28 protein-coding genes are annotated in these 25,312 nt (G+C 62.0%); 16 read left to right on the top strand and 12 right to left on the bottom strand.

The genetic code is table 11. The annotated features are described in order from the left end of the window. Window positions 1-69 precede the first annotated feature (69 nt). Window positions 70-2,295, bottom strand: coding sequence for a DNA internalization-related competence protein ComEC/Rec2 (locus tag AB9N64_RS05940; RefSeq protein ID WP_371360050.1), 2,226 nt, complete (start codon window positions 2,293-2,295; stop codon window positions 70-72). Window positions 2,296-2,430: 135 nt separating this feature from the next. On the opposite strand from AB9N64_RS05940, the gene AB9N64_RS05945 reads away from it, so the two are divergent. Continuing rightward, entirely contained in the window at window positions 2,431-2,946 is a 516-nt protein-coding gene (locus AB9N64_RS05945) for a DUF2062 domain-containing protein (protein ID WP_003192045.1), read from the top strand. A gap of 3 nt (window positions 2,947-2,949) precedes the next feature. Here AB9N64_RS05945 and AB9N64_RS05950 read toward each other — a convergent pair whose 3' ends face one another. After that, entirely contained in the window at window positions 2,950-4,308 is a 1,359-nt protein-coding gene (locus AB9N64_RS05950; RefSeq protein WP_014718879.1) for a sensor histidine kinase, read from the bottom strand. Next, a complete protein-coding gene (locus AB9N64_RS05955) occupies window positions 4,295-5,023 on the bottom strand; it encodes a response regulator transcription factor (protein ID WP_014718880.1) in 729 nt (242 codons plus the stop codon). Before AB9N64_RS05955 ends, AB9N64_RS05950 begins: the two co-directional genes overlap by 14 nt. Window positions 5,024-5,228: 205 nt before the next feature. Here AB9N64_RS05955 and AB9N64_RS05960 point away from each other — a divergent pair, with 205 nt between their 5' ends. From AB9N64_RS05960 to AB9N64_RS05975, 4 genes are all read left to right on the top strand, one after another. Continuing rightward, window positions 5,229-7,982, top strand: a complete 2,754-nt coding sequence (locus AB9N64_RS05960; protein WP_019816717.1) for a response regulator — start codon at window positions 5,229-5,231, stop codon at window positions 7,980-7,982. A 55-nt stretch (window positions 7,983-8,037) separates the two neighbouring features. After that, the gene (locus tag AB9N64_RS05965) at window positions 8,038-9,027 is read left to right on the top strand and encodes a 2-hydroxyacid dehydrogenase (RefSeq protein ID WP_371360051.1); all 990 of its coding nucleotides are present in this window, start codon (window positions 8,038-8,040) and stop codon (window positions 9,025-9,027) included. Between the two features lie 71 nt (window positions 9,028-9,098). Continuing rightward, window positions 9,099-9,539, top strand: coding sequence for a hypothetical protein (locus AB9N64_RS05970; RefSeq protein ID WP_003192054.1), 441 nt, complete (start codon window positions 9,099-9,101; stop codon window positions 9,537-9,539). Continuing rightward, a complete protein-coding gene (locus tag AB9N64_RS05975) occupies window positions 9,536-9,940 on the top strand; it encodes an META domain-containing protein (protein ID WP_014718883.1) in 405 nt (134 codons plus the stop codon). The genes AB9N64_RS05970 and AB9N64_RS05975 overlap by 4 nt, the downstream gene beginning before the upstream one ends. A 132-nt stretch (window positions 9,941-10,072) precedes the next feature. Here AB9N64_RS05975 and AB9N64_RS05980 read toward each other — a convergent pair whose 3' ends face one another. Next, window positions 10,073-10,534 carry a TlpA disulfide reductase family protein gene (locus tag AB9N64_RS05980; RefSeq protein ID WP_003192057.1) on the bottom strand — a complete coding sequence of 154 codons (462 nt, stop codon included), beginning with the start codon at window positions 10,532-10,534 and terminating at the stop codon, window positions 10,073-10,075. A gap of 115 nt (window positions 10,535-10,649) precedes the next feature. Between AB9N64_RS05980 and arsC the strand changes: the two genes are divergently transcribed. From arsC to AB9N64_RS05995, 3 genes are read left to right on the top strand one after another with little or no spacing between them, the layout of a single operon-like run. After that, a complete protein-coding gene (gene arsC, locus AB9N64_RS05985) occupies window positions 10,650-11,003 on the top strand; it encodes an arsenate reductase (glutaredoxin) (RefSeq protein WP_014718884.1) in 354 nt (117 codons plus the stop codon). Beyond that, window positions 11,000-11,614 (top strand): NAD(P)H:quinone oxidoreductase, encoded by a 615-nt coding sequence (gene wrbA / locus AB9N64_RS05990; RefSeq protein ID WP_014718885.1) that lies wholly within the window; start codon window positions 11,000-11,002, stop codon window positions 11,612-11,614. The genes arsC and wrbA overlap by 4 nt, the downstream gene beginning before the upstream one ends. Next, complete coding sequence (locus tag AB9N64_RS05995) at window positions 11,598-12,002, top strand: DUF2069 domain-containing protein (protein WP_032902853.1); 405 nt, start codon at window positions 11,598-11,600, stop codon at window positions 12,000-12,002. The genes wrbA and AB9N64_RS05995 overlap by 17 nt, the downstream gene beginning before the upstream one ends. Window positions 12,003-12,127: 125 nt before the next feature. Here AB9N64_RS05995 and AB9N64_RS06000 read toward each other — a convergent pair whose 3' ends face one another. Together AB9N64_RS06000 and ttcA are read right to left on the bottom strand one after the other, a co-directional pair. Next, window positions 12,128-12,799 carry a DNA-3-methyladenine glycosylase I gene (locus AB9N64_RS06000; protein WP_371360052.1) on the bottom strand — a complete coding sequence of 224 codons (672 nt, stop codon included), beginning with the start codon at window positions 12,797-12,799 and terminating at the stop codon, window positions 12,128-12,130. A gap of 67 nt (window positions 12,800-12,866) precedes the next feature. Continuing rightward, window positions 12,867-13,691, bottom strand: coding sequence for a tRNA 2-thiocytidine(32) synthetase TtcA (gene ttcA / locus AB9N64_RS06005; protein ID WP_014718888.1), 825 nt, complete (start codon window positions 13,689-13,691; stop codon window positions 12,867-12,869). A 362-nt stretch (window positions 13,692-14,053) separates the two neighbouring features. Here ttcA and AB9N64_RS06010 point away from each other — a divergent pair, with 362 nt between their 5' ends. Together AB9N64_RS06010 and AB9N64_RS06015 are read left to right on the top strand one after the other, a co-directional pair. Beyond that, the gene (locus tag AB9N64_RS06010; RefSeq protein ID WP_014718889.1) at window positions 14,054-14,656 is read left to right on the top strand and encodes a Yip1 family protein; all 603 of its coding nucleotides are present in this window, start codon (window positions 14,054-14,056) and stop codon (window positions 14,654-14,656) included. Window positions 14,657-14,784: 128 nt separating this feature from the next. Beyond that, complete coding sequence (locus AB9N64_RS06015) at window positions 14,785-15,279, top strand: SprT family zinc-dependent metalloprotease (RefSeq protein WP_003192067.1); 495 nt, start codon at window positions 14,785-14,787, stop codon at window positions 15,277-15,279. 93 nt (window positions 15,280-15,372) lie between these two features. Here AB9N64_RS06015 and AB9N64_RS06020 read toward each other — a convergent pair whose 3' ends face one another. Beyond that, window positions 15,373-16,548 (bottom strand): CaiB/BaiF CoA-transferase family protein, encoded by a 1,176-nt coding sequence (locus AB9N64_RS06020; protein WP_032902852.1) that lies wholly within the window; start codon window positions 16,546-16,548, stop codon window positions 15,373-15,375. 157 nt (window positions 16,549-16,705) lie between these two features. Between AB9N64_RS06020 and tusD the strand changes: the two genes are divergently transcribed. From tusD to AB9N64_RS06050, 6 genes are all read left to right on the top strand, one after another. Then, window positions 16,706-17,098, top strand: coding sequence for a sulfurtransferase complex subunit TusD (gene tusD, locus AB9N64_RS06025; protein ID WP_003192069.1), 393 nt, complete (start codon window positions 16,706-16,708; stop codon window positions 17,096-17,098). A 1-nt stretch (window position 17,099) separates the two neighbouring features. Beyond that, window positions 17,100-17,450 (top strand): sulfurtransferase complex subunit TusC, encoded by a 351-nt coding sequence (gene tusC / locus AB9N64_RS06030; RefSeq protein WP_014718891.1) that lies wholly within the window; start codon window positions 17,100-17,102, stop codon window positions 17,448-17,450. Beyond that, window positions 17,450-17,728, top strand: a complete 279-nt coding sequence (tusB, locus tag AB9N64_RS06035; protein WP_020302956.1) for a sulfurtransferase complex subunit TusB — start codon at window positions 17,450-17,452, stop codon at window positions 17,726-17,728. The genes tusC and tusB overlap by 1 nt, the downstream gene beginning before the upstream one ends. Then, a complete protein-coding gene (locus AB9N64_RS06040; protein WP_014718893.1) occupies window positions 17,725-18,060 on the top strand; it encodes a TusE/DsrC/DsvC family sulfur relay protein in 336 nt (111 codons plus the stop codon). Before tusB ends, AB9N64_RS06040 begins: the two co-directional genes overlap by 4 nt. Continuing rightward, window positions 18,057-19,058 carry a glycosyl transferase family protein gene (locus AB9N64_RS06045; RefSeq protein ID WP_014718894.1) on the top strand — a complete coding sequence of 334 codons (1,002 nt, stop codon included), beginning with the start codon at window positions 18,057-18,059 and terminating at the stop codon, window positions 19,056-19,058. Before AB9N64_RS06040 ends, AB9N64_RS06045 begins: the two co-directional genes overlap by 4 nt. 88 nt (window positions 19,059-19,146) lie before the next feature. Further along, window positions 19,147-20,142, top strand: a complete 996-nt coding sequence (locus tag AB9N64_RS06050; protein ID WP_060767000.1) for a glutathione S-transferase family protein — start codon at window positions 19,147-19,149, stop codon at window positions 20,140-20,142. 106 nt (window positions 20,143-20,248) lie between these two features. Here the strand turns inward: AB9N64_RS06050 and cysG are convergent, their stop codons facing one another. Genes cysG through lolA form a run of 5 tightly spaced genes read right to left on the bottom strand, consistent with a single transcriptional unit; the run spans window position 20,249 to window position 25,283 of the window. Beyond that, a complete protein-coding gene (gene cysG / locus AB9N64_RS06055; RefSeq protein WP_014718896.1) occupies window positions 20,249-21,643 on the bottom strand; it encodes a siroheme synthase CysG in 1,395 nt (464 codons plus the stop codon). Then, on the bottom strand, window positions 21,644-22,924 hold the full coding sequence (gene serS / locus AB9N64_RS06060; protein WP_019816715.1) for a serine--tRNA ligase: 1,281 nt from the start codon (window positions 22,922-22,924) through the stop codon (window positions 21,644-21,646). A gap of 15 nt (window positions 22,925-22,939) precedes the next feature. Next, window positions 22,940-23,314, bottom strand: coding sequence for a fluoride efflux transporter CrcB (gene crcB / locus AB9N64_RS06065; RefSeq protein WP_014718898.1), 375 nt, complete (start codon window positions 23,312-23,314; stop codon window positions 22,940-22,942). Next, on the bottom strand, window positions 23,311-24,636 hold the full coding sequence (locus tag AB9N64_RS06070) for a replication-associated recombination protein A (protein ID WP_014718899.1): 1,326 nt from the start codon (window positions 24,634-24,636) through the stop codon (window positions 23,311-23,313). The genes crcB and AB9N64_RS06070 overlap by 4 nt, the downstream gene beginning before the upstream one ends. 23 nt (window positions 24,637-24,659) lie before the next feature. After that, window positions 24,660-25,283: an outer membrane lipoprotein chaperone LolA gene (gene lolA, locus AB9N64_RS06075; protein WP_003174700.1), complete on the bottom strand. Its 624-nt coding sequence runs from the start codon at window positions 25,281-25,283 to the stop codon at window positions 24,660-24,662. Window positions 25,284-25,312: the final 29 nt, after the last annotated feature.

Genomic DNA, 25,312 nt, shown 5'->3' on the forward strand with positions numbered 1-25,312 from the left:
TAGGGTCAACAGAAGGGTTCACCGGCTACAGGTCCGTCTGTCGCGGTTCGAGACCTTGGCAACGCCTGATTACGGTAACGGTTCGCGCCAGAAACGACGTTCGCTGCGCGCAACCGTCGCAGGCACAAACGCCCCCAGGCGCAGGCGCACAGCGCCCTGTTCGGCGCTGTCATACACCCGGCTGCCCAGTGCTTGGTAGCGGTCGAGGACCTGCGGATGAGGATGGCCAAACGTATTGCTGCGACCGCGGGAAATCAGCACAGAGGTGGGCGCCAACCGTTGTACGAAAGGCCAGGACGAAGAACTTCGGCTGCCATGGTGCGGGGCCTGCAGCCAGTCGGTCGGAACCGCCAGCGGGGATGCCAGAAACGCCTGTTCGGCAGCGCGATCAATGTCGCCGGTGAGCAGCAGGCGTTCGCCATTGGCCTGGACGTGCAGCACGCACGACCTCGGATTGCCCTCAAGCCCACCCGCCCACTGCCACAGTTCAAACGACACACCATCCCATTCCCATCGTTCGCCGCTGGTACAGGGCTGGGTGGCGAGAAAGGCTGGCAAGCCCTCGGTTTCGCCGCCCACCACGCGTTTGACGGGCAGCCCCCGAGCCACTGCTGCCGCACCACCGGCGTGATCGGCGTCGGCATGGCTGAGCAGCATCATGTCCAACTGCCCTACCCCGAGTTTTTTCAACGACGGCAACACGACGCGCGCGCCGAGGTCGACAGGCCCCGAGCGCGGCCCGGCATCGTAGAGCAAGGTGTGATGGCGGGTGCGCAGGATCAGTGCCTGCCCCTGGCCGACATCCAGTTGCACCACATCGACCTGTCCGTGGGGCACCCACTCCCGGGGCGGGAAAACGGCCATCAACAACAGGGGCCAGCCCAACACCCGGAACGGCACCCCTTTGGGCAGCAGTAACACCACTGCGCCCATCAGGCTGACCAGCCAATACGCCAGCGGCACCTCGGGCGGCACCCGGGCCGGCAATTGCCCGGCCAGCAGCGCCAGGCCCTTGAACAATCCGTCCAGCGCGCCGCCGGCCAGCCACAGCACAGCTTCCCCCGCCAGCGGCACCCACAACAACGCCGTGCCCAGCAGCGCCAGGGGCAGCACCACCAGGCTGATCCACGGCACGGCAAACAGATTGGCCACCGGTGCGCTGAGGCTGATGGGCAAACCCAACACCAGCAACACCGGAAACAAGCCAATGGCAATCAACCACTGAGGCCGGGTCCACGCCTGCCAGACGCTCCACGGCCCCAAGCGCCCGCCGAACGCCAGCAACAATACCGCGACCGCCGCAAACGATAACCAGAACCCTACCTGCAGGCTGGCCAAGGGCTCCAGCACCAGCACGCCGTTCAGCGCCAGCAGCAACGGCCACCACAGCCCCAAATGGCGGAAACGCAGACGCCACAGCAACACCAGGCCGACCATCATACAAGCCCGCTGCACCGGCACGCCAAACCCCGCCAGCAGGCCATAACCCAACGCTGCGCCAAAAGCCAGGCCGCACGCCCACGGCAGCCACGGCCAGGTTCGTGGCCAGCAACCATAGCGCGCCAATACCGCGACAAAGCCGTAGATCAAGCCCGCCAACAAGCCGATATGCTGCCCGGAAATCACCAGCAGATGCACCGTGCCCGTGTCCTGCAACACCTGCCAATCCTCAGGCGCCAAGCCGGAACCGTCGCCCAATACCAACGCCGCCAAGCCCGCCTCGCGGCCTTGGGCATCCACCGCCATCACGCGCTGGCGAACAGCATCGCGCCAGGCATTGCGGGCCGGTGCGAGGCGTTCACCATCTTTTACCGTTGCAGTGGCACCGATACGCTGGGCCAGCAGCCAGGCTTCGTGGTCAACTCCATGAAAATTGAGCAGGCCCGCAGGCCGCTTGAGTGTCAGCGCCAGGCGCCAGCGTTCGCCGCTGTTCACCACTGGCCCGCCGTGCCAGGACACGCGGATACGTTTGGGCAGCCGCCCCTTGCGCAACCGGCCGTCGGCCAGTTCAAAGCGCACGCCCGTAACCGTCTGCTGGGGCAAGCCGACCACGCGCCCCTCCACCCAACGAGTCTGCCCATCCAGGGCCGGCTGCAGTCGATCATCCAACGCCCGCTGCGCGCTGAAGCAAGCCCAGCTCAAGCCCACCAGAAAAAAGGCCAAGGGATAGGACCGAAAAGGCAACAGCATCAAGGCCAACACCAGCATGCCCAATAACGCGGCGCCGGGCGGCAGGGCCGGCAACCAACGCAACATCAGCAACCCCAGCGCCAACGCCAACATCCCTGTCTTCATGGATCATCCTTTTCCCGTGATCCACTCAGTCTTAGTCGGCTGAACGACAGCGCCTATGATGTTTTGTCACAAAGTCTGAATTTTCTGTTTATAGAATCCGGGCATACTTGCCCCTCGAATTGACCTGGACCCCTTATGCCCCGGCGCTTATTCAAACGGTACATGCCAGACCCCAGCAGTATCAGGGAACACAAGTCATTACAGTTTCTTGGCACGCTGCTGCATGACCCCAACCTCTGGCACCTGAACCGGCACTCCGTGGCGCGCGCCATGGCGGTGGGTTTATTTGCGGCGTTTATCCCGATTCCGTTGCAGATGTTGCTCGCCGCAGTGCTCGCGATCTCGGTGCGCGGCAATATGCCCATCGCCATCAGCCTGGTGTGGTTGACCAACCCCATCACCATGCCGGTGGTGTTCATCTGCACCTATATGACCGGCGCCTGGCTGATGAATGTGCCGCCACGCAGCTTGCCCGACAACCTGACGTGGGAATGGATCAGCGGCCAGTTGAGCACACTCTGGCAGCCGTTCCTGCTGGGTTCGGTGGTATTGGGGGTAGTATTGGGCGCCCTGGCCTATTGCCTGACCATGGCGTACTGGCGCTGGTGGGTGGCGCACCAGTGGAAAAAACGCAAACTGCGTAGGCGCTGAGCGCTAACGGGCCAGCAAGTGCAAATGCACCCGCAGGCCCTGCCCGGTATTTTCCGCCCATAAGCGACCGCCCTGGCGCTGCACGGCGTTGCGGGCAATGCTCAGGCCCAGGCCGAAACCACCATCGCCGGGCCGCGAGCCGTCCAGGCGGGTAAAGGGCGCGAAGATGCGCTCCAGATCATCCTCAGCAATCCCAGCGCCCTGATCCTGCAGCCAGATATGCCAATAGTCCCCCTCCCGACAGCCGTCGAGTTGCACCCAGCCGCCCTGGGGCGAGTGGCGTACGGCGTTGCGCAGGATATTTTCCAAGGCCTGGGCCAGTGCATTGAGGTTGCCACGCACCCAACTGTCCGCGGGTAACAGGCACGGCAAGCGCGATGCGGGCCAACCGCTTTCAAAACACGCGTTCTCGCGCAAGATGTCCCATAACGCCTGGAGCTGAATGTCTTCCTGGGGCAGCGGCGTTGTTTCGCTGTCGAGCCACGCCAGTTGCAGGCTGTCTTCCACCAGGCGCTGCATGGCGTCGATTTCCCGGCCCAGGCGCTCGCGCAGCTTGGCCGGGTCTTGCTCGCTGTCGCAGGCCACCCGCAGGCGGCTCAAGGGTGTGCGCAGTTCATGGGACATATCGCGCAGCAACTGCTGCTGCAAACGCACGGTGCCCTGCAAGCGTTCGGACATATGGTCAAAGGCGCGGCCCAACTCGCCCAGTTCATCCTGGCGGCTGGTGGCATCGCGAGACATCCGCGTATTGAGTTGGTCCGCACGCCAGGCATTGGCCTGCTCGCGCAATTGATTGAGGGGCATGATCAACAGCCGGTAGAGGCCGATGCACAGCAACAGGGTAAACAGGCCGGGAATCACACCATTGGTGACCACCCGCCAGAACAGTTGATAGCGCCCTGGCATAAAACGCTGCGGCAGCTCGATCACCAGCGACCCCGCGCCAGGGTCGACCGGAAACGGCACCTTCATCCAGGGCAGGCCAATGACATGCCGGCTGACCGGCCAATCCAATCCGCGCAAAAACGTCAGGCGCTGGCTTTCCTTGTCACTCAAGGGCGTGCTGCCCAGGGACTGTAGGTCGTTACCGATCACCCCCACCCAAGTGCTTTCGCGCTCGGCCATCCGCCGCAGCCAGGCGTCCACGCCGGCGCTGCCTTGAGTGCTCCACGCCAGCTCGGCACCCGCGGCATAGCCAGTGAGAATCTCCCGCGACTTGTCCGACAGGTAAGCGCTCTGCTGCTCCATGTAGCGGCCCCAGGACCAACTGAGCCAGATCATCAGCAAACAGAAGGCGATCAACAGACAGGCCAGCTTCCAGAACAACGAGTGCCTGCCGGGCAATCGCTCAAAGCCCTTCATCGTGACCGCTCAGCACGTAGCCCTTGCCCCATACGGTGCGTACTTCACGCTCGATGTAACCGATGGCCTTGAGCTTGCGGCGGATCTGGCTGACATGCATGTCGAGGCTGCGGTCATGGGGCGCATACCCGCGCTGCAACACCTGCTGATACAGGAAGGCTTTGCTGAGGACTTCTTCGGCATTGCGGTGCAGGGTTTCCAGCAGGCGGTATTCGCTGCGCGTGAGCCCGGCCCACTGGTCCTGGCAGGACACATCGCAGCGTTCATCATCAAAGTGCAGCACCCGGGCATGTTCAGGGACCGAGGCGCGCGGCGGCTCGGGCCGGCGATCCAGGGCAACGCGGCGCAGGATCGCTTCAATTCGCACGCACAGTTCAACCATGCTGAACGGCTTGGGCAAATAGTCGTCCGCGCCCAGGCGAAAACCGCTGATACGGTCGGCTTCAGCGCCCAGGGCCGACATCAGGATCACGGGCATGGCGTGGCTCTGGCGCAAATGGGTGAGGATCGACAAACCGTCCAGCCCCGGCAGCAGAATGTCCATCAGCACCAGGTCGAAGGCCTGGGCGCGGGCCAGTTGCAGGCCCTGCTGGCCGTTCTGGCACCAGGTCACCTGGAAGCCGCTGCGGCCAAGCTGCTCGTGCACGTAGGCGCCCAACACCGGGTCGTCTTCGATGGTCAGGATACTGGGTAGGCCAACTGCTGCGGGAGTCATTAGCGTCTGCAAGTCATTCTCAATCACTGATTATTCAAGATTAAACGTTCACAGGCAATCGCCACCCGGCGCCGAATGGCCCGAAGATTGCCGCATGTCATTAATTTGCAAGATTCCAGACCGTGCAAATGGCTACACTGCGCAGGTGGCGCGGGCCGGATGCCGGCGTGGATCATTGATAACAACGTGGTAGCAGGAGAGTGGCGTGCTTAGAAGAATGGGGATAAAAGGCCGCGTACTGTTGCTGACCTTATTACCGACCAGCCTGATGGCGCTGTTGTTGGGCGGCTATTTCACCTGGATGCAACTCTCGGAGTTGCAGACCCAACTGCTGCAACGCGGCGAAATGATCGCCGAGCAATTGGCACCCTTGGTGGCACCCGCGCTGGGCCATAAGAACACCGACCTGCTGGAGCGCATCGCGACCCAGTCCCTGGAGCAGCCGGATGTGCGCGCCGTGTCGTTCCTGGCGCCCGACCGTTCGTCCCTGGCCCATGCCGGTCCGACCATGCTCAACCAGCCGCCCACCGGCAACAGTTCGCACCTGTTGCAGCGCACCGGCAATGACGCCACTCGCTATCTACTGCCGGTGTTTGGCCGCCATCGCAACCTGGCGGGCGAGTTGATTCCCGATGAGGCCGACCGTCTACTGGGTTGGGTCGAAGTGGAGCTGTCCCACAATGGCATGTTGCTGCGCGGCTATCGCAGCCTGTTCGCCAGCCTGCTGCTGATCGCCATCGGCCTGATGTGCACCGCCGCCCTCGCCCTGCGTATCAGCCGCACCATCAATTCGCCGATTGGCCAGATCAAGCAAGCCGTGACCCAGCTCAAGGACGGCAACCTGGAGACACGCCTGCCACCCTTGGGCAGCCAGGAACTGGACCAACTCGCGTCGGGCATCAACCGCATGGCCGAAACCCTGCAAAATGCCCAGGAAGAGCTGCAACACAGCATCGACCAGGCCACCGAAGACGTGCGCCAGAACCTGGAAACCATCGAGATCCAAAACATCGAGCTGGACCTGGCGCGCAAGGAAGCCCTGGAGGCCAGCCGTATCAAGTCGGAGTTCCTGGCCAACATGAGCCATGAAATCCGCACGCCGCTCAACGGCATCCTCGGCTTTACTCACCTGTTGCAAAAAAGCGAGCTGTCGCCGCGCCAGTTGGACTACCTGGGCACTATCGAAAAGTCTGCGGATAACTTGCTGGGCATCATTAACGAGATCCTCGATTTCTCGAAGATTGAAGCCGGCAAGCTGGTGCTCGACAGCGTGCCTTTCAACCTGCGCGACTTGCTGCAAGACACCTTGACCATCCTCGCTCCCGCCGCCCATGCCAAGCAGCTCGAATTGGTGAGCCTGGTGTACCGCGACACGCCCCTGGCGTTGGTGGGCGACCCGCTGCGGCTCAAGCAGATCCTGACCAACCTGATCAGTAATGCGATCAAGTTCACCCGCGAAGGCACCATTGTGGCCCGGGCCATGATCGAGGACGAGCAGGAAGACAGCGTGCAATTGCGCATCAGTGTGCAAGACACCGGCATTGGCCTGTCGAACCAGGATGTGCGCGCCCTGTTCCAGGCATTCAGCCAGGCCGACAACTCGCTGTCGCGCCAGCCCGGCGGCACCGGTTTGGGCCTGGTGATTTCCAAGCGGTTGATCGAGCAGATGGGCGGCGAAATCGGCGTCGACAGCACGCCGGGTGAAGGTTCGGAATTCTGGATCAGCCTGAACCTGCCCAAGACCCGTGACGACGTCGAAGACCTGCCCGCCGCGCCGCTATTGGGGCGTCGTGTGGCCGTGCTGGAAAACCACGAACTGGCGCGCCAGGCCCTGCAACATCAGTTGGAAGACTGCGGCCTGGAAGTCACGCCGTTCAATACCCTGGAAAGCCTGACCAACGGCATCACCAGTGCGCACCAGACCGAACAGGCCATCAGCCTGGCGGTGCTCGGCGTCACGGCCAACGACATTCCGCCCGAGCGCCTCAACCAACACCTGTGGGACCTTGAACACCTGGGCTGCAAGGTGCTGGTGCTGTGCCCGACCACCGAGCAGATGCTGTTCAACCAATCGGTGCCCAACCCCAACAGCCAATTGCAGGCCAAGCCCGCCTGTACGCGCAAGTTGCGCCGTTCCCTGGCCGACCTGATCAGCCCGCGCCCTTCGCGCAGCGAACCCGGTGAGCCGTTGTCCAGCCGTGCGCCACGGGTGCTGTGCGTGGACGACAACCCGGCCAACCTGTTGCTGGTGCAAACCCTGTTGGAAGACATGGGCGCCAAGGTGCAGGCGGTGGAAAGCGGTTACGCGGCGGTCGACGCCGTGAAGCAGGAAACGTTCGATTTGGTGCTGATGGACGTGCAAATGCCCGGCATGGATGGCCGCCAGAGCACCGAGGCGATCCGCCAGTGGGAAAGCGAGCGCCACGGCACGCCGCTGCCGGTGGTGGCCCTCACGGCCCACGCCATGGCCAACGAAAAACGCGCCCTGCTGCAAAGCGGTATGGACGACTACCTGACCAAACCCATCAGCGAGCGGCAATTGGCCCAGGTGGTATTGAAATGGACCGGCCTGGCGCTGCGTAACCAAGGCCCGGAGCGCACCCATGAAGGTGCGGCCCAGGGCGTGCAGCTCTTGGTACTCGACCACGAAGAAGGCCTGCGCCTGGCCGCCAACAAGGCCGACCTGGCCGCCGATATGCTCGCCATGCTGCTGGCCTCCCTGGAGGCTGATCGCCTGGCAATTACCCACGCCCGCGAAGCCAATGACAACCATGCCTTGATCGAGCGCGTGCACCGTTTGCACGGCGCCACCCGCTACTGTGGCGTGCCGCAATTACGAGCAGCCTGCCAACGCGCCGAAACCCTGCTCAAGCAGGATGACGCCAAGGCCATGGCCGCGCTGGACGAACTGGACATGGCGATTGCGCGGCTGGCCAGTGAAGCCAGAGTCAGCGCCTGACCCTGTTTTCATGGGCAACGAATCAACAATGTGTAAATTGCAGGGAGCCTTCTCAATGCGCGTCATTCTCTTCAGCAGCCAAACCTACGACCGCGAGAGTTTCCTCGGCGAACCGCTGCCGGCTGGCCTGGAACTGCAATTCCAACCCGCCCGGCTCAACCTCGATACCGTGGCCCTGGCCGAACACCACGAGGTGGTCTGTGCCTTTATCAACGACGACCTCAGCGCCCCGGTGCTGGAGCACTTGGCCAAGGGCGGCACACGCCTGATTGCCCTGCGCTCGGCGGGCTACAACCACGTCGACCTCCCCGCCGCCCAGCGCCTGGGCTTGACCATCGTGCGCGTGCCCGCCTATTCGCCCCACGCAGTGGCCGAGCATGCCGTCGCCCTGATCCTGGCCCTCAACCGTCGCCTGCACCGTGCCTACAACCGTACCCGCGACGGTGATTTCAGCCTGCACGGGCTGACCGGTTTTGATCTGGTCGGCAAAACGGTCGGCGTGGTCGGCACCGGTCAGATCGGCGCGACCTTCGCCAAGATCATGGCCGGCTTCGGCTGCCAGTTGCTGGCCTACGATCCCTTCCCCAACCCACAGGTACAGGACCTCGGGGCCCGCTACGTGAGCCTGTCTGAACTGTTGGCCGAGGCGCAAATCATCAGCCTGCACTGCCCGCTGACCGCCGACAGCAAACACCTGATCAATGCCCGCTCACTCGCGCAGATGCAAACCGGTGCGATGCTGATCAACACCGGGCGCGGTGGCCTGGTCGACACGCCAGCACTGATCGAAGCGCTCAAGCTTGGCCAGTTGGGCTACCTGGGGCTGGACGTCTACGAAGAAGAAGCCCAATTGTTTTTCGAGGACCGCTCGGACCTGCCCCTGCAGGATGACGTGCTTGCCCGCCTGCTGACCTTCCCCAACGTCATCATCACCGCGCACCAGGCCTTCCTCACCCGTGAGGCCCTGGCGGCGATTGCCGGTACCACATTGGCCAACATTGCCGCGTGGGCCGATGGCCGGGCGCAGAACCTGGTCAAGGGATGATCAGCGGTCACATACCAGGCTCATGATAGGCCGGCACCCGTGATAGGATGCCGCGCCTATTTGGAGGATCCATGGCCGAACACGATTTCCGCTTCAGCTTGCTGAGCCCGCAACATACCCTGATCGAATGCCGTGCCCTGGTGCCGGGCCGTTACCAGGTCACCGGCAACGGTGGTTCGATCAAACATGGCGACGTCCTGATCGTCAGCCTGCGCGGCAGTAAAACCCTGTCGATGCGACTGACCGTCGAAGGTGACGCACGCTACTCCATCCGCCCAGCGGGCCAGTGGGTCGCCATGGCCCAAGGGCCGAAGTTCGGCGAACTGGAGATTCACACCTGGAAGGTCAATTGCGACAGCTGCGACGCCGTGCTGGAGTTTGAATTCGCGGTAGAAACCAAACTGACCAAGGCACCGCTGCAACCGGCCGCCAACGCGCGTATCAAAGAACTGGGCTGGGCCAGCGAAGGCGATAAGCACCGCTGCCCGAAATGCCAGCAGGCCGCGCAATGAAAGGCCCGCTGCTGCTCGCCGCCATCGGCATGGGCCTGGCAGGCTGCGCTGCCGATGGCGCCAAGCTCGAGCGCGACCACAGCTACGTAGTGGAATGGATCGGTGAGCGGCCGTTGATGGACTACGCGCACCTCACCGTCACCCTGGGCGCCGATGGCCGCGCCTATGGCAATGGCGGCTGTAACCACTGGTTTGCGCCGTACACGGTCGAAGGCGACAAGCTCAGCTTCGGCCCAGTCGGCAGCACCCGAAAAATGTGCGCCGAGGCCCTGATGGAGCAAGAACATCGCTTCTTCCAGGCCCTGCAAGGCGTGCAGCGTTGGGACATCTCGCCTATAGAGCAGACACGGTTCTGGCCGGCCGAAGGCAAGCCGATCCGCTTGTGGCTCGAAGAAGGCTGATCTAGGCGCACTCTCCTGTATTAACGCGGTGTCCTCTGGTTCTGTGGGAGCTGGCTTGCCTGCGATGCGGACGACGCGGTGTATCAGGTACACCGCAGCGATGCCATCGCAGGCAAGCCAGCCCCCACAGTTTTATCCTTTCAGCGCCTTGAGCTTGGCCAACACCCCTTCCGCTGTCTGCTCACCCATCAACTGCTCACGCACCTTGCCCTTGTCGTCGATGATGTAGGTCACCGGCAATGCCTCGCTGCGCGGAATCTCGAAGATCCCGTCCGGGTTCTGGGCCAGTACCGTGAACTTGATCCCCAGCTTGTCGCTGGCGGCCTTCAGTTCTTCACCCTGCACATTGTCGAAGTTGACGCCGAACACCCCGACATTCTGGCCTTTCAACTGTTCTGCCAGGGCATTGAGCTCGGGGATTTCCGTGCGGCACGGCCCACACCATTCGGCCCAGTAGTTGACCACCAGCCACTGTTTGTCCAGGCGTTCGGCCGCCACTTTCTGGCCATATTGGTCAACGCCGTAATCGTTACCGCAGCCGCTGAGCAGCAGGGTTGTGATGATCGCCAATGCACCGATCAGTCGCCTTGTCATGGGGTATTCCTTCGCAAAAATGAACGTTGGCTGCGGCCTATCGCCTCTTACGGTTTAAGGACAGGCGCCAGCGCAGGTAGAATACCCGCCACCTTACGCAAGATGCGACCCGCACATGACCGATCTGACGCTTTATCACAACCCGCGCTGCTCGAAATCCCGCGGTGCGCTGGAACTGCTGGAAGCCCGCGGCCTCACCCCGACCGTCGTGCGCTACCTGGACACCCCGCTGGATGCCGCGCAAATCGAGGCCCTGCTGAAAAAACTGGGGATCAGCGCACGCCAACTGCTGCGCACCGGCGAAGACGAATACAAAACCCTGAACCTGGCAGACGCCAGCCTCAGCGACACCCAACTGATCGCCGCCATCGCAGCCCATCCCAAGCTGATGGAACGCCCGATCCTGGCAACCGCCGACAAAGCCATCATTGGCCGCCCACCCGAGAACGTGCTGGAGATCCTGCCGTGACTACGCCCTATGTGCTGGTGTTGTATTACAGCCGCAACGGCTCGGTGAGCGAGATGGCCCGGCAGATTGCCCGCGGTATCGAGCAAGGCGGCATGGAAGCGCGGTTGCGCACCGTGCCGGCGATCTCCACCGAGTGCGAAGCGGTGGCGCCGAGCATTCCCGACGAAGGCGCGCTGTATGCCAGCCTGGACGACCTGAAGCACTGCTCGGGCCTGGCCCTGGGCAGCCCGACCCGGTTCGGCAACATGGCCGCGCCGCTCAAGTACTTCCTCGATGGCACCAGCAACCTGTGGCTTACCGGCGCTTTGGTCGGCAAGCCGGCCGGCGTGTTCACCTCCACCGCCAGCCTGCATGGCGGACAGGAGACCACGCTGATGTCGATGCTGCTACCGCTGCTGCACCATGGCATGTTGATCACCGGCCTGCCCTACAGCGAGCAGGCACTGCTCGACACCCAGGGCGGCGGCACGCCGTATGGCGCCAGCCACCATTCCGGGCCAGACGGTAAGCGCATGCTCGATCAACATGAAATCACCCTGTGCCGGGCCTTGGGCCTGCGCCTGGCCAAGACCGCCACGCTGTTGGAGAACGGCCGTGGCCAGGAAGCCTAAGGTCCTGCCAACACGGGAATGGCTGGCGCCGCGGGTCAAGGTGGCACGCGCGCTGAGCCTGCTGGCGTTTTTAGGCCTGGTGGGCTTGTTGTGCGCGTACTACCTGTTGGTCGCCGACCTGCATGGGGCGCGCCCGTGGGTCATCCTGCTGATCGAGTTGGTGCCGCTGCTGATACTTGCGCCAGGCATGCTGATGGGCAGCGCACGCGGGCATTCGTGGATGTGCTTTGTGGTGAACCTGTATTTCATCAAGGGCGCGCTGGCGGCGTATGACCCGAACCGCCAGTGGTTCGGTGTGCTGGAAATGCTGGCGAGCCTGGCGGTGTTTTGCACGGCGTTGCTGTATGTGCGTTGGCGGCATCAGCTGAACCGGCGACTGGCCGATTGACTGATCATTCCCACGCTCCGCGTGGGAATGCTGCCCAGGACGCTCTGCGTCCCGGGCCTAGTGCAAGGGTGACGCGGAGCGTCACAGGATGCATTCCCACGCGGAGCGTGGGAACGATCAGGTGATCAATGATTCACCGTGTAAGCCAACATCATCGACAACTGACACATCGGCCGCCCACTCTCGGCGTGCCACTGGTTGAAGGCGCCCTGCACCGTCGCCAGGTCGCGCAGGCTGGTCGGGGCCTTGTCGACAATCTTCTGCGCATTCAGCGCCGCCACCACGTCATCGCTCGGCACAAAGGTGTCCTTGCCGACCATGCGCAGAAAGCGCGGCGCCGACAGCCCGCCCAGTTGATGGCCATGCTTGCTCAGGTACTTCCAGAGCCCAATGATGTCAGTCACCGGCCAATCGGCGATAAACGCACCGAAGCTGCCTTTTTCCTGCTCGATATCCAGGATCATCTGCGCATTGCGCGGCACACTCTTGAGCTTGCCCAGGTGGCGGATGATGCGGGCGTCCTGCATCAACCGTTCCAGGTGCTCGGCGCCCATCAGCACAACTTTTTCCGGGTCGAAACCGAAGAACACCTGCTCGAACGCCGGCCATTTGGCATCAACCACGCTGTGCTTCAAACCGGCGCGGAACACCCGCAGCGCCAAGGTCGACAGGTAACGGTCATCGGTGATCTTGCGCAATTGCGCCGGGGTCTTGGGCACCGGCAGATGGGCTTCCAACTTGGCCGCCGAACCGAAGCGGTTCAGACAATATTCGTGCAGCCACTTGTAATCGCGCATGCCCTCTCCTGTCAGTCGAATTGAAAACGGCGCCCGCAAGCGCCGTGTACTAGAGCCTCGGGAAGACTCAGAGGTTCACTACATTGACGAAACGCGATGCGGCGGTCTCATCGATTTTCAAGCTGGTGAAGTCAAACAGGTTGCGGTCGGCCAATTGCGACGGGATCACGTTTTGCAGGCTGCGGAAGATACTTTCGGTACGCCCCGGGGTCTTGCGCTCCCAGTCCACCAGCATCTCCTTGACCACCTGGCGCTGCAGGTTTTCCTGGGAGCCGCACAGGTTGCACGGGATGATCGGGAATTGCTTGAAGTCGGAATAAGCCTGGATGTCCTTCTCGTTGCAATACGCCAGCGGGCGGATCACCACGTTGCGCCCATCATCGGCACGCAGCTTGGGCGGCATGGCCTTGAGCGAGCCGTTGAAGAACATATTGAGGAAGAAGGTTTCGACGATGTCATCGCGGTGATGACCCAAGGCCATCTTGGTCGCGCCGATCTCATCGGCAAAGGTATAGAGCGTGCCACGGCGCAGGCGCGAGCACAGCGAGCAGGTGGTCTTGCCTTCCGGGATCAATTCCTTGACCACCGAGTAGGTGTCTTTCTCGACGATGTGGTACTCGACGCCCAGTTCTTTCAAATAGGCCGGCAGCACATGCTCAGGGAAACCGGGTTGTTTCTGGTCCATGTTGACCGCCACGATCTCGAACTTGATCGGCGCGACCTTTTGCAGGTGCAGCAACACGTCGAGCATGGTGTAGCTGTCTTTGCCGCCGGAGAGGCAGACCATGACCTTGTCGCCGTCCTCGATCATATTGAAATCGGCGACCGCTTCACCGGCCAGGCGACGCAGGCGTTTTTGCAGTTTGTTCTGGTTGACTGTAAGAGTGCCCATGGCGCTTGGATCCGCAAAGGTGTGTGACGAAAAGCGCAGCATTTTACCGGTAAGACTCGCCGAGTTCCAATGTGGGAGCTGGCTTGCCTGCGATAGCGGTGTGCCAGTCAACATCTCTGGTCCGGACAGGCCGCCATCGCAGGCAAGCCAGCTCCCACACTGGATCCCATGAATCCTGACAGACCGCACCGCGATTAGCGTGAGTGTTTACAGCGCAATTTGCTCTAAAGGCCCTACAGTTATTCCGGTCATCCCTTTCTATACTGCGACTTGAGGTCGCACATCTATCCAGACCTTTCAGGCCATTTGGCCCGTGGGCGCTCCGATGGGGGGCGATGGTAATAACGACAGGAGTGACTGGCATGATCCATCACGTCGTGGGGCTGTTTACCCATCCCGACCAGGAATGGCGGGAAATCCGTGGCGATAAAGAAGAAAGCATCAGCCACATGTACCTCACTCATACCCTGATTCTCGCGGCGATCCCCGCCATTTCCGCCTTTATTGGCACCACTCAGGTCGGCTGGGTCATCGGCAACCGCGCCCCGGTGATGCTGACCCAGGAAAGCGCGCTGTGGATGACCCTTATGTCCTACGCGGCCATGCTGTGCGGCGTGGCGGTGATGGGTGCATTCATTCACTGGATGGCCCGCACCTACGACGCCAGCCCAAGCATGGCCCGCTGCGTGGCGTTTGCCACTTATACCGCCACACCCTTGTTTATCGGCGGGCTGGCGGCGCTCTACCCGCATATGTGGCTGGGCATGGTCGTGGGCACAGCGGCGATCTGCTACACGGTGTACCTGCTGTATGTGGGGCTGCCGACCTTCATGAGTATCGACCCGGATGAAGGCTTCCTGTTTTCCAGCTCGGTATTGGCCGTCGGCCTGGTGGTGCTGGTGGCGATCATGGCCTTTACCGTGATCGTCTGGGGCCTGGGCGTCGGGCCGATCTACACCAGTTGAACGAAAAACCCCGCAGGCACGGCCACCGCAAGGTGGCTTTGTGCGTTATGCATGACCATTCGGCGCCTGACAGATTCGGAAACACCCAGCTTTGCGGCATACTGGGTGTCTCTGGAGATATGTACAGCATGCCCGAGCAACTCAATACCCGCGTCGAAGATTGTTTCCTGCAAGCCGAATCCTTTTTCAAACGAAGCTTCAAACGCCCCCAGGTCAGCCTCAAGCTGCGGGGCCAGAAGGCCGGTGTCGCGCATTTGCACGAGAACCTGCTGCGCTTCAACCCTCAGTTGTACCGTGAAAACAGCCAACACTTTCTCAAGCAAACCGTGGCCCATGAAGTGGCGCACCTGATTGCCCACCAATTGTTTGGCGAGCGTATCCAGCCCCATGGCGAGGAATGGCAGTTGATCATGCGCGGGGTTTACGAGCTGCCGCCCGACCGTTGCCACACCTACGAGGTCAAGCGTCGGCAAGTGACTCGCTATATTTACCGCTGCCCGTGTGCGGACAGTGATTTTCCGTTTTCACCGCAGCGCCATGGGCTGGTGAACCAGGGGCGGCGGTATTTGTGTCGGCGGTGTCGGCAGACTCTGGTGTTCACTGGAGAAACTCGGGTGGAATGAGGGCCTCTTCGCAGGCAAGCCAGCTCCCACATTTTGATTGCGTTCACAGATCCAGATGTGGGAGCTGGCTTGCCTGCGAAAGCGCCCGCTCAGTCAACCTACAACCTTGGCCTGCCGCAATTGCTCTATCCGCTCAATACCGAACCCCAACTCCGCCAGCACCTCATCACTGTGCGCCCCCACCGCCACCCCAATATGCCTAGGCGCCGGCAACCCCTCGGAGAATTTCAGCGGGCAGGCCAATTGCGCTTGTGTCGAGCCGTCACCCCGGGGCACCTGGCTGACTAGCTCCCGCGCCTTCAACTGGGGATGCTCCGCCGCTTCGCTCAAACTCAACACTGGCTCAACACAGGCATCCACCCCAGCAAACAACTCACACAACTGGTCAAAACTGCGCTTCTCGAACTCCACCTGCAACGCCTGTTTGAGCACGGCCTGGCGTTCGGGCGTCACGCTGTGTGCCGCCAGTTCCGGGCGCCCCAAGGCCGCGCACAGCTGCTGCATAAACCCCGGTTCCAAACTGCCCACCGACATCCAGCGCCCATCGCGTGTGCGGTAGTAGTCATAGAAACTCCCGCCATTGAGCACATGGTTCTCCCACCCAGGCTCGACCCCGCAAGCCAGGTAACCGGCCCCCGCCATGGCGTTAAGGCTGAACGAGCAGTCGGTCATGCTCACATCCAGGTATTGCCCCACCCCGCTTTGCTGCCTGGCAATCACCGCCGCCAGCAAGCCCACCACGGCATGCAGTGAACCGCCCGCCACATCCGCCAGCTGTACGCCCAGGGGCAACGGGCCGGTGTCCTGGCGCCCGGTATGGCTGGCCACGCCGGCCAACGCCAGGTAGTTGATATCGTGCCCGGCGCGGTCCTTATAGGGGCCGGTCTGGCCGTAACCGGTGATCGACACATAGATCAGCCGCGGGTTGATCGCCTTCAGCGCCTCATAGCCCAGGCCCAGGCGCTCCATGACACCGGGGCGGAACTGCTCGAGCAGGATGTCATGGCCCTTGACCAACTCACGCACAATCTCCAGCGCCTCGGCCTGCTTGAGGTCCAGGGCCAGGCTGCGCTTGTTGCGATTGAGGTAGGCGTGGCTGGCCGAGGTACCACGATCATGGGGCGGCAATACACGCAACAGGTCCATCCGTGTGGGCGATTCGATACGCAGCACCTCGGCGCCCATGTCCGCCAGCATCAGGGAGGCAAACGGGCCGGGCAGCAAGGTGGAAAAATCCAACACTTTAAGGGACGCCAAGGGACCTGACATGGGGACTCCAGTTGGGTTGCGAATACTCACAGACTAGGCAGCCGGGCAGCTGCCGGCAATCGTCAGAACGATCAACCACAGTGACCGTTTTGATCACGGCGGGCTTTTTCGCGGCGGCGGCTTTATCATTGGCCGACGTTTGTTGGCAGAGTCTTCCATGAAGTTCGCGATTGCACTGTATAGCGCCGCCCACGCGCCCTCCTCGCGCCGCGCCCTGTTGTTCGCCCAGGCGGCGCTGGCCGGCGGGCATGAGATCGTGCGGCTGTTTTTCTACCAGGACGGCGTGTACAGCGCGTCCAATAACATCGTCGCGCCCCAGGATGAGCAAGACATTGCGCGCCAATGGCGCGAGTTTGTCAGCCAGCACCAACTCGACGGCGTGGTGTGCATCGCCGCAGCCCTGCGCCGGGGTGTGCTTAATGCCGAGGAAGCTGCGCGTTACCAACGCAGCGCGGTCAACCTGGAAGCACCCTGGGCGTTGTCGGGCCTGGGGCAATTGCATGACGCTATCCAGGACGCCGACCGCCTGATCTGTTTTGGAGGGCCGTGACATGTCCAGATCCTTATTGGTGATCAGCCGCCAGGCCCCGTGGTCCGGGCCGAGTGCGCGGGAAGCACTGGATATCGTGCTGGCCGGCGGCGCGTTCGATCTGCCCATTGGCCTGCTGTTCCTGGATGACGGTGTGTTCCAACTGGCGCCGAACCAAGCGGCCAAGGCCGTGCAACAGAAAGACCTGAGTGCCAACCTGCAGGCCCTGGGCCTGTTCGGCATTGATGACGTGTTCGCGTGCAGCCATAGCCTGACCGCACGCGGGTTGCCGCCGCCTGCCCACGCGCAGGCGCTCGACAGCCAAGCCATTTCCCAGCTGATTGACCGTTACGACCAGGTGATTACCCTCTGATGTCGACTCTACATGTGGTGTCTCATTCCCCGTTTACCGACAGCCGCCTCGACAGCTGCCTGCGCATCTGTGGCACCGAGGACGCTATCCTCCTATGTGGTGACGGAGCCTACGGCCTGCACACGCCCGCCCTGCATACCAAAGGCGTAAAGGTGTTTGTGCTGGCCGAAGACATGCAGGCGCGCAACCTGCCGCTGCCCGACTGGGCTGACAGCGTCGATTACCCAGGCTTCGTGCAACTGTCGATCGACTACGACAAGGTCAACACCTGGCTATGAACACCCTGACCGTCGGCGCACGCACCCTGGAACTGGATAAGGACGGCTACCTCGTCGACCTCAACGACTGGTCCGATGAAGTGGCGAATGCCCTGGCCGCTGCCGAAGCCTTGGAGCTGACGCCGGCACACTGGGAAATCCTCACCCTGCTGCGCCAGTTCTACACCGAATTCCAGCTATCCCCCGCCACGCGCCCGCTGATCAAGTACACCGCCTTGAAGCTGGGCCCGGAAAAGGGCAACAGCCTGCACCTCAACAAACTGTTCAACGGCACTCCCGCCAAACTCGCCGCCAAGCTGGCGGGCCTGCCCAGGCCGACGAATTGCTTATGACCGACTTTGCCCCCCTGACTCTCGTAACGCCCCAAGAGCATCCCTTTGCGCAGTTCGTGCGCATCCTCGGCAAAGGCAAGCGTGGCGCGCGCAACCTCACCCGCGAGGAAGCGCGGGAAGCCATGGGCATGCTGCTCGACGAAAAGGTCGAGGACACCCAGCTCGGCGCCTTCCTGATGCTGCTGCGCCACAAGGAAGAAAGCCCGGAAGAACTCGCCGGTTTCACCGAAGCCGTACGTGAGCGCCTGCACGCGCCAGCGCTGAACGTCGATATCGACTGGCCGACCTACGCCGGTAAAAAGCGCCACCTGCCGTGGTTCCTGCTGGCAGCCAAATGCCTGGCGCAGAACGGCGTGCGCATCCTGATGCACGGCGGCGGCGCCCACACTGCGGGGCGCTTGTACACCGAGCAATTGCTGGACGGCTTGCAGATCCCGCTGTGCCGCGACTGGCAACAGGTCCAGAGCACCTTCGCCCACGGCAACCTGGCATTTATCCCGCTGGGTGATTGGGCCCCACAGCTGCAACGCATGATCGACCTGCGCAACACCCTGGGCCTGCGCTCGCCTATCCACTCTCTGGCGCGCCTGCTCAACCCGCTGAATGCGCGTTGTGGCCTGCAAAGCATTTTCCACCCCGGTTACCAGGGCGTGCATCGCGATGCCAGTGGCTTGCTGGGTGACAACGTGATTGTGGTCAAGGGCGACGGCGGCGAGATCGAGATCAACCCCGACACCCTCAGTCACCTGTACGGCACCACCGGCGGCCAGAGCTGGGACGAAGAGTGGCCCGCCCTCTCAGACCAGCGCCACGTCAAGCCAGCAACGCTTGAGCCCGAGCACCTCAAAGCGCTGTGGCGCGGCGATGTTGAAGACAGCTACCCGCAACTGGCGTTGATCGCCACCATGGCGTTGGCCCTGCGCGGCCTTGGCCACCCACGGCAACAGGCGTTCGAGTTGGCCCAGCAGTACTGGGACGCACGGGATAAATCGATTTAATCGATCATTCACGCCGGTTCTTTGCGCTTTTAGTTCGAACTCATCCCTTTAGACTGGGCTCCAACGCTTATCAGCCAAGGAGCCAGTCATGGGTTTATTGATCGACGGACAGTGGAAAGACCAGTGGTACGAAAGTAGCGCCGATGGCGCTTTCCAACGGGAGCAGGCACAACGCCGCAACTGGGTGACCGCCGATGGCGCGCCAGGCCCGAGTGGTGAAGGCGGCTTCAAGGCCGAGGCCGGTCGCTATCACCTCTATGTATCCCTCGCCTGCCCGTGGGCGCACCGCACCTTGATTCTGCGCAAGCTCAAGGGCCTGGAAAGCCTGATCGACGTCTCGGTGGTCAGTTGGCTGATGCTGGAAAACGGCTGGACCTTCGACAAGGCCCACGGCTCCAGCGGCGACAACCTCGACGGTTTCAACTTCATGCACCAACGCTACACCGCCGATACCGCCGACTATACCGGGCGCGTGACCGTGCCGGTGCTGTGGGACAAAAAGCTCAAGCGCATCGTCAGCAATGAATCGGCGGAGATCATCCGCATGTTCAACAGTGCGTTCAATGCGCTGACCGGCAATACCCTGGATTTCTACCCCCAAGCCCTGCATTCGACCATCGACAGCCTCAACGAACGCATCTACCCCGCCGTGAACAACGGTGTGTACCGCGCAGGTTTCGCCACCTCACAACAGGCGTATGAAAGTGCGTTTGATGATGTGTTTGCCGAGCTGGATCATTTGGAACAGCACCTGGGCAGCCATCGTTATCTGGCCGGCGAGTACCTGACCGAAGCCGATGTACGGCTGTTCACTACGCTGATTCGTTTTGATGCGGTGTACTACAGCCACTTCAAATGCAACCTGCGGCGAATTGCCGACTATGGGAATTTGTCGAACTGGCTGCGGGAGATGTATCAGTGGCCGGGGGTGGCCGAGACGGTGGATTTCGAGCATATCAAGGGGCATTACTATGCCAGCCATCGCACGATCAACCCGACGGGGATTGTGCCGAAGGGGCCGTTGCAGAGGTTTGATACGGAGCATGATCGGGTGCGGCTGCCGGGTAAAGGTGTCTTTGGCTGATCCGGATCATCGGTTGTAATGAGATGGCCTCATCGGGGGCAAGCCCCCTCCCACACTTGGAATGCATTCCAATGTGGGAGGGGGCTTGCCCCCGATGCTTTTGAGGTCAGACTTGGGACTGGGCGCCCTCGAACCACTTGAGCTTTTCACGCAGTACCACCACCTCACCCACGATCACCAGTGTCGGCGCATGCACTTCATGCTCCGCCACCATGCGCGGCAGGTCGGCCAGGGTGCCGGTGAACACGCGCTGGTTGGACGTGGTGCCCTGCTGGATCAGCGCCGCTGGGGTATCTGCGGAGCGCCCGTGCTTGATCAACTGCTCGCAAATGATCGGCAAGCCAATCAAGCCCATGTAGAACACCAGGGTCTGTGAGGGGCCGACCAGGTCTTGCCAAGGCAAGTCCGAGGTACCGTTCTTCAAGTGCCCGGTAATAAACCGTACCGACTGGGCATAATCGCGGTGAGTCAGCGGAATCCCGGCATAAGCCGCACAACCACTGGCTGCCGTGATACCCGGCACCACCTGGAAGGGGATGCCATGGGCCGCCAATTCCTCGATCTCTTCGCCACCACGACCAAAGATGAACGGGTCACCCCCTTTAAGGCGCAGCACGCGCTTGCCTTGCTTGGCCAGGTCGACCAGTTGCTGGTTGATCTGGTCCTGAGGCACCGCGTGATCGGCACGACGCTTGCCGACGTACACGCGCTCGGCATCACGACGGCACAGTTCCAAAATCGCCGGCGCAACCAAACGGTCGTACAGCACCACGTCGGCTTGCTGCATCAGGCGCAATGCGCGGAAGGTCAGCAAATCCGGGTCACCTGGGCCCGCACCCACCAGGTACACCTCACCGGGCGCGTAAGGCGGCGCGCCATTGACCTTTTCGATCAACAGGCGCTCGGCCTCCTCGCCCTGCCCGGCCAACTGGCGGTCGGCAATCGGGCCCTGGAACACTTCTTCCCAGAACGCCCGGCGTTGCTGCACATCCGGGTACAAACCTTTGACCTGAGCCCGAAAACGCGCGGCCAGCCCAGCCAATTGCCCGTAGGTGGAGGGAATCCAGGTTTCCAGCTTGGCGCGGATCAGCCGTGCCAATACCGGCGCGTCACCGCCGCTGGAGACGGCAATCACCAAGGGTGAACGGTCGACAATCGCCGGGAATATCACACTGCACAACGCTGGCGCGTCCACCACATTGACCGGCACGCAGCGACGCTTGGCATCACTGGACACTTGCGCATTCAGTGGCTCATCGTCGGTAGCCGCGATAATCAGGGTGCAACCGTCCAGGTCGGCCTCCTGATAACCGCGCAACATCAGTTCCCCGCCACTGCCCAGCACCAGCTCACGCAGCTGGCTTTCGATCTGGGGAGCAACCACCCGCAACACCGCGCCGGCATCGGCCAGCAGCCGGGATTTGCGCAAGGCAATCTCCCCACCACCGACGACCAACACACGACTGCCGCGCAGGTTATGAAACAGCGGCAGAAATTCCATTTAGCGGATGACCTCAACGCCCGCCATGTAAGGCTTGAGCACCTCAGGTACACGGATCGAACCGTCCGCCTGCTGGTAGTTTTCCAGCACGGCCACCAGGGTACGGCCTACGGCCAGGCCCGAACCGTTGAGGGTATGCACCAGTTCCGGCTTGCCGGTTTCCGGGTTGCGGAAACGCGCCTGCATGCGACGGGCCTGGAAGTCACCGCAGTTGGAGCACGACGAAATCTCGCGGTATTTGTCCTGGCTCGGCACCCACACTTCCAGGTCGTAGGTTTTCACGGCGCTGAAGCCCATGTCGCCCGTGCACAGGGCCAGTACGCGGTACGGCAGCTCCAGCAGCTGCAACACGCGCTCGGCGTTGGCAGTCAGGCCTTCCAGGGCTTGCATGGAGGTCGACGGTTCTACTACCTGGACCATTTCAACCTTGTCGAACTGATGCTGGCGGATCATGCCGCGGGTATCGCGACCCGATGCGCCGGCTTCGCTACGGAAGCACGGGCTGTGGGCAACCAGCTTCAACGGCAGTTGCTTGGCGTCGAGGATTTCGCCGGCGACGATATTGGTCAGCGACACTTCGGCCGTCGGGATCAGATACAGGTCGGCTTCGCCGTCGCGGCTGATCTTGAACAGGTCTTCTTCGAATTTCGGCAGTTGGCTGGTGCCCATCAACGCCGGCGCCTGAACCAGGTACGGGGTGTAGGCCTCTTCGTAACCGTGTTCGCCGGTGTGCAGGTTGATCATGAACTGCGCCAGTGCACGGTGCATGCGCGCAATCGGGCCGCGCAGCAAGGCAAAGCGTGCGCCGGACATTTTTGCCGCGGTTTCAAAATCCAGGCCACCGGTCAATTCGCCCAGGGCGACGTGGTCCTTGATCTCGAAATCGAAGGCTTTCGGCGTGCCCCAGCGGCGCACTTCGACGTTGCCGTCTTCATCTTCGCCGACCGGTACGGATTCGTGGGGCAGGTTCGGAATGCCCAGCAGGATCGAATCCAACTGGGTCTGAATGCCTTCCAGCTCGATTTTGCCGTCGGACAGCTCAGTGCCCATGCGCTCGACATCCGCCATCAACGGCGCGATATCTTCGCCGCGCTGCTTGGCCTGGCCGATGGACTTGGAGCGCGCATTACGTTCAGCCTGCAGTGCTTCGGTGCGGGTCTGGACGGTCTTGCGCTGTTCTTCCAGCGCTTCGATGCGCGCAACATCCAAGGCAAAGCCACGGGATGCCAGGCGGTCCGCTACGTCCTGAAGGTTGCTACGTAACAGTTTGGAATCGAGCATGTCGGTCTCTCGTTATCAAAGTTTGGTCAAGGACAGGCCAGCCCAGGTGGCGAGCAGCCCGCCGAATACGCTGATGGCCGCATAGCCAATCGCCAGCGGCACTTGCCCGCTTTCCAGCAGGCGCACGGTATCCAGTGAAAAGGATGAAAAAGTCGTCAGGCCGCCAAGAAAGCCAACCATCAGGCCGGCACGTACCTCGACAGGCACTTCCGGGCGTAACAAAAACAGGCCGTATAACACGCCGATCAACAGGCAGCCCACGATATTAACGGCGAGCGTCGCCGTATAGAAGTGTTTCGGCCAATTGGCGTTGATCCAATTGCCGGTGGCGAAGCGCAACAGCGTCCCGGCAATCCCCCCCACCGAGACGGCGACCACCAAAGGAATCATGATTTTCTCCGCTGCCGGGGGCTCAGACGGTCGAGGGTGGCCAGGTGATTGAGCTTCTCACCGATCTTCAGCTCCAGGCCACGGGGCACGGGCTGGTAGAACGGCTGCGGCTCCAGCTCATCGGGGAAGTAGTCTTCGCCGGCCGCATAGGCGTCCGGCTCATCGTGGGCATAACGGTATTCGTCGCCATACCCCAGTTGCTTCATCAGCTTGGTCGGTGCGTTGCGCAGGTGCAGCGGCACTTCGAGGGAGCCGTGCTCGGCGGCCGCACGCAGGGCCGACTTGAAGCCCATATACACCGCGTTGCTTTTCGGCGCGCAGGCCAGGTAGGTGATGGCCTGGGCCACCGCCAGCTCGCCTTCCGGGCTGCCGAGGCGCTCCTGCACCTCCCAGGCGGCCAGGCACAGGCTCAGGGCCCGCGGGTCGGCGTTGCCGATGTCTTCGCTGGCCATGCGCACTACGCGGCGCGCCAGGTACAGCGGGTCGCAACCGCCATCGATCATGCGCGCAAACCAATACAGCGCGCCGTCAGGGTTGGAACCGCGTACGGATTTGTGCAGCGCGGAAATCTGGTCGTAGAAGGCTTCGCCGCCCTTGTCGAAACGTCGGCGCGTGTCACCCAGCAGGCTTTGCAACAGATCAACGCCAATCTCGCCGCCGTCTTCGGCCAGGTCGGAAGCATTCTCCAGCAGGTTGAGAAAGCGACGCCCGTCACCATCGGCGGCGGTCAGCAAAATCTTGAAGCCTTCATCGCTGAGGCTCAGCTGACGCTTGCCCAGGCCCTTGTCTTCGCTCAAGGCACGGTGCAGCAGCTTTTGCATCGCCGCTTCATCCAGGCTCTTGAGCACATAGACCCGCGCCCGTGACAACAAGGCGTTGTTCAATTCAAAGGAAGGGTTTTCGGTGGTGGCGCCGATAAAGATCAGCGTACCGTCCTCGACATAAGGCAGGAACGCATCCTGCTGCGACTTGTTGAAGCGATGCACTTCGTCGACGAACAGGATAGTGCGCTTGCCGTATTGCCCGGCCTGCTGCTTGGCCACTTCCACCGCCTGGCGGATCTCCTTCACCCCGGCGAGCACCGCCGAGACCGTTTCAAAGTGCGCGTCCGAGACTTTCGCCAACAACCGCGCCAGGGTGGTCTTGCCCACGCCCGGCGGCCCCCAGAAAATCATCGAATGCAGCGCACCCTGCTCCAAGGCTTCGCGCAAGGGTTTGCCGCGAGCGAGCAGGTGTTCCTGACCGACGTACTCATCCAGGTTGGTCGAACGCAAGCGCGCGGCCAGTGGCTGGGCAATCGGGTCACTTCGAAACAGATCCATGGGCAGCGTTTGAAACCTCTAGATTATTCCTGGATCACGTCGGCACCCTTGGGGATGTCGAACTTGAACTTGGACGCGGGCACCGGCTGGTTGGCCTTGACTCCGGAGAACAGGATATCGGTGCGCTGGCCGACGCTGTCGACCAGGCGCATGTTGTTGATCACGCCGTTGCCGAACGACAAGGACAGCGTGTCAAACAGCGTGTCCTTGGATTTTGGCTTGAGGGTGAATTCGATGACGTTGCTGGTCTGCTTGGAGGTGATGTCGAAGCTGTCGTTGATTTTCGACACATCACCCGACAGCAGCAGTGCCGGGGTCTGGTTCAGGCGTGGATCGAGCTTCTTGATGGTGGCTTGTTCCAGGTCCGGGTCCCACAGCGTGACTTTCTGGCCGTCGGAAACGATGGTCTGCTCCGCCTTGCCTTCGGTATGCCAGTAGAACAGCCCTGGGCGCTGCACGGCCATTTCACCGGCTGTTTCCTGCAACTGGGTGCCGCCGGCATCCAGGGTCAGCTGGGAGAAGCGCGCGGTGAGGGTCTGGGATTTGTCCAACAGGTTCTTCAGGCTGGCGACGGAAGCCGGGTCAGCGTGAGCCGAAACAGCGGTCAAGGCCAGGGCCGGCAACAACAGCATGCGGATAAAGCGCATGGGAGTCCTCATTGAGTAGTCAGGGCACG

This window comes from Pseudomonas sp. KT_2_4 (assembly GCF_041410225.1).
GTDB classification, from domain to species: Bacteria; Pseudomonadota; Gammaproteobacteria; order Pseudomonadales; family Pseudomonadaceae; genus Aquipseudomonas; species Aquipseudomonas paracarnis.

Excerpts from the sequence above, each read along its gene's own strand:
- ttcA (WP_014718888.1), bottom strand. The coding sequence starts at position 13,691 with ATGGGCACTCTTACAGTCAACCAGAACAAACTGCAAAAACGCCTGCGT.
- lolA (WP_003174700.1), bottom strand. The coding sequence starts at position 25,283 with ATGCGCTTTATCCGCATGCTGTTGTTGCCGGCCCTGGCCTTGACCGCT.
- AB9N64_RS05965 (WP_371360051.1), top strand. The coding sequence starts at position 8,038 with ATGCGCGTCATTCTCTTCAGCAGCCAAACCTACGACCGCGAGAGTTTC.
- AB9N64_RS05945 (WP_003192045.1), top strand. The coding sequence starts at position 2,431 with ATGCCCCGGCGCTTATTCAAACGGTACATGCCAGACCCCAGCAGTATC.
- AB9N64_RS05940 (WP_371360050.1), bottom strand. The coding sequence starts at position 2,295 with ATGAAGACAGGGATGTTGGCGTTGGCGCTGGGGTTGCTGATGTTGCGT.
- AB9N64_RS06010 (WP_014718889.1), top strand. The coding sequence starts at position 14,054 with ATGATCCATCACGTCGTGGGGCTGTTTACCCATCCCGACCAGGAATGG.
- serS (WP_019816715.1), bottom strand. The coding sequence starts at position 22,924 with ATGCTCGATTCCAAACTGTTACGTAGCAACCTTCAGGACGTAGCGGAC.
- AB9N64_RS06015 (WP_003192067.1), top strand. The coding sequence starts at position 14,785 with ATGCCCGAGCAACTCAATACCCGCGTCGAAGATTGTTTCCTGCAAGCC.
- AB9N64_RS06020 (WP_032902852.1), bottom strand. The coding sequence starts at position 16,548 with ATGTCAGGTCCCTTGGCGTCCCTTAAAGTGTTGGATTTTTCCACCTTG.
- crcB (WP_014718898.1), bottom strand. The coding sequence starts at position 23,314 with ATGATTCCTTTGGTGGTCGCCGTCTCGGTGGGGGGGATTGCCGGGACG.
- AB9N64_RS05955 (WP_014718880.1), bottom strand. The coding sequence starts at position 5,023 with ATGACTCCCGCAGCAGTTGGCCTACCCAGTATCCTGACCATCGAAGAC.
- cysG (WP_014718896.1), bottom strand. The coding sequence starts at position 21,643 with ATGGAATTTCTGCCGCTGTTTCATAACCTGCGCGGCAGTCGTGTGTTG.
- arsC (WP_014718884.1), top strand. The coding sequence starts at position 10,650 with ATGACCGATCTGACGCTTTATCACAACCCGCGCTGCTCGAAATCCCGC.
- AB9N64_RS06070 (WP_014718899.1), bottom strand. The coding sequence starts at position 24,636 with ATGGATCTGTTTCGAAGTGACCCGATTGCCCAGCCACTGGCCGCGCGC.
- AB9N64_RS06045 (WP_014718894.1), top strand. The coding sequence starts at position 18,057 with ATGACCGACTTTGCCCCCCTGACTCTCGTAACGCCCCAAGAGCATCCC.
- AB9N64_RS06040 (WP_014718893.1), top strand. The coding sequence starts at position 17,725 with ATGAACACCCTGACCGTCGGCGCACGCACCCTGGAACTGGATAAGGAC.
- AB9N64_RS06050 (WP_060767000.1), top strand. The coding sequence starts at position 19,147 with ATGGGTTTATTGATCGACGGACAGTGGAAAGACCAGTGGTACGAAAGT.
- tusC (WP_014718891.1), top strand. The coding sequence starts at position 17,100 with ATGTCCAGATCCTTATTGGTGATCAGCCGCCAGGCCCCGTGGTCCGGG.
- AB9N64_RS05975 (WP_014718883.1), top strand. The coding sequence starts at position 9,536 with ATGAAAGGCCCGCTGCTGCTCGCCGCCATCGGCATGGGCCTGGCAGGC.
- AB9N64_RS06000 (WP_371360052.1), bottom strand. The coding sequence starts at position 12,799 with ATGCGCGATTACAAGTGGCTGCACGAATATTGTCTGAACCGCTTCGGT.
- tusD (WP_003192069.1), top strand. The coding sequence starts at position 16,706 with ATGAAGTTCGCGATTGCACTGTATAGCGCCGCCCACGCGCCCTCCTCG.
- tusB (WP_020302956.1), top strand. The coding sequence starts at position 17,450 with ATGTCGACTCTACATGTGGTGTCTCATTCCCCGTTTACCGACAGCCGC.
- AB9N64_RS05950 (WP_014718879.1), bottom strand. The coding sequence starts at position 4,308 with ATGAAGGGCTTTGAGCGATTGCCCGGCAGGCACTCGTTGTTCTGGAAG.
- AB9N64_RS05980 (WP_003192057.1), bottom strand. The coding sequence starts at position 10,534 with ATGACAAGGCGACTGATCGGTGCATTGGCGATCATCACAACCCTGCTG.
- AB9N64_RS05970 (WP_003192054.1), top strand. The coding sequence starts at position 9,099 with ATGGCCGAACACGATTTCCGCTTCAGCTTGCTGAGCCCGCAACATACC.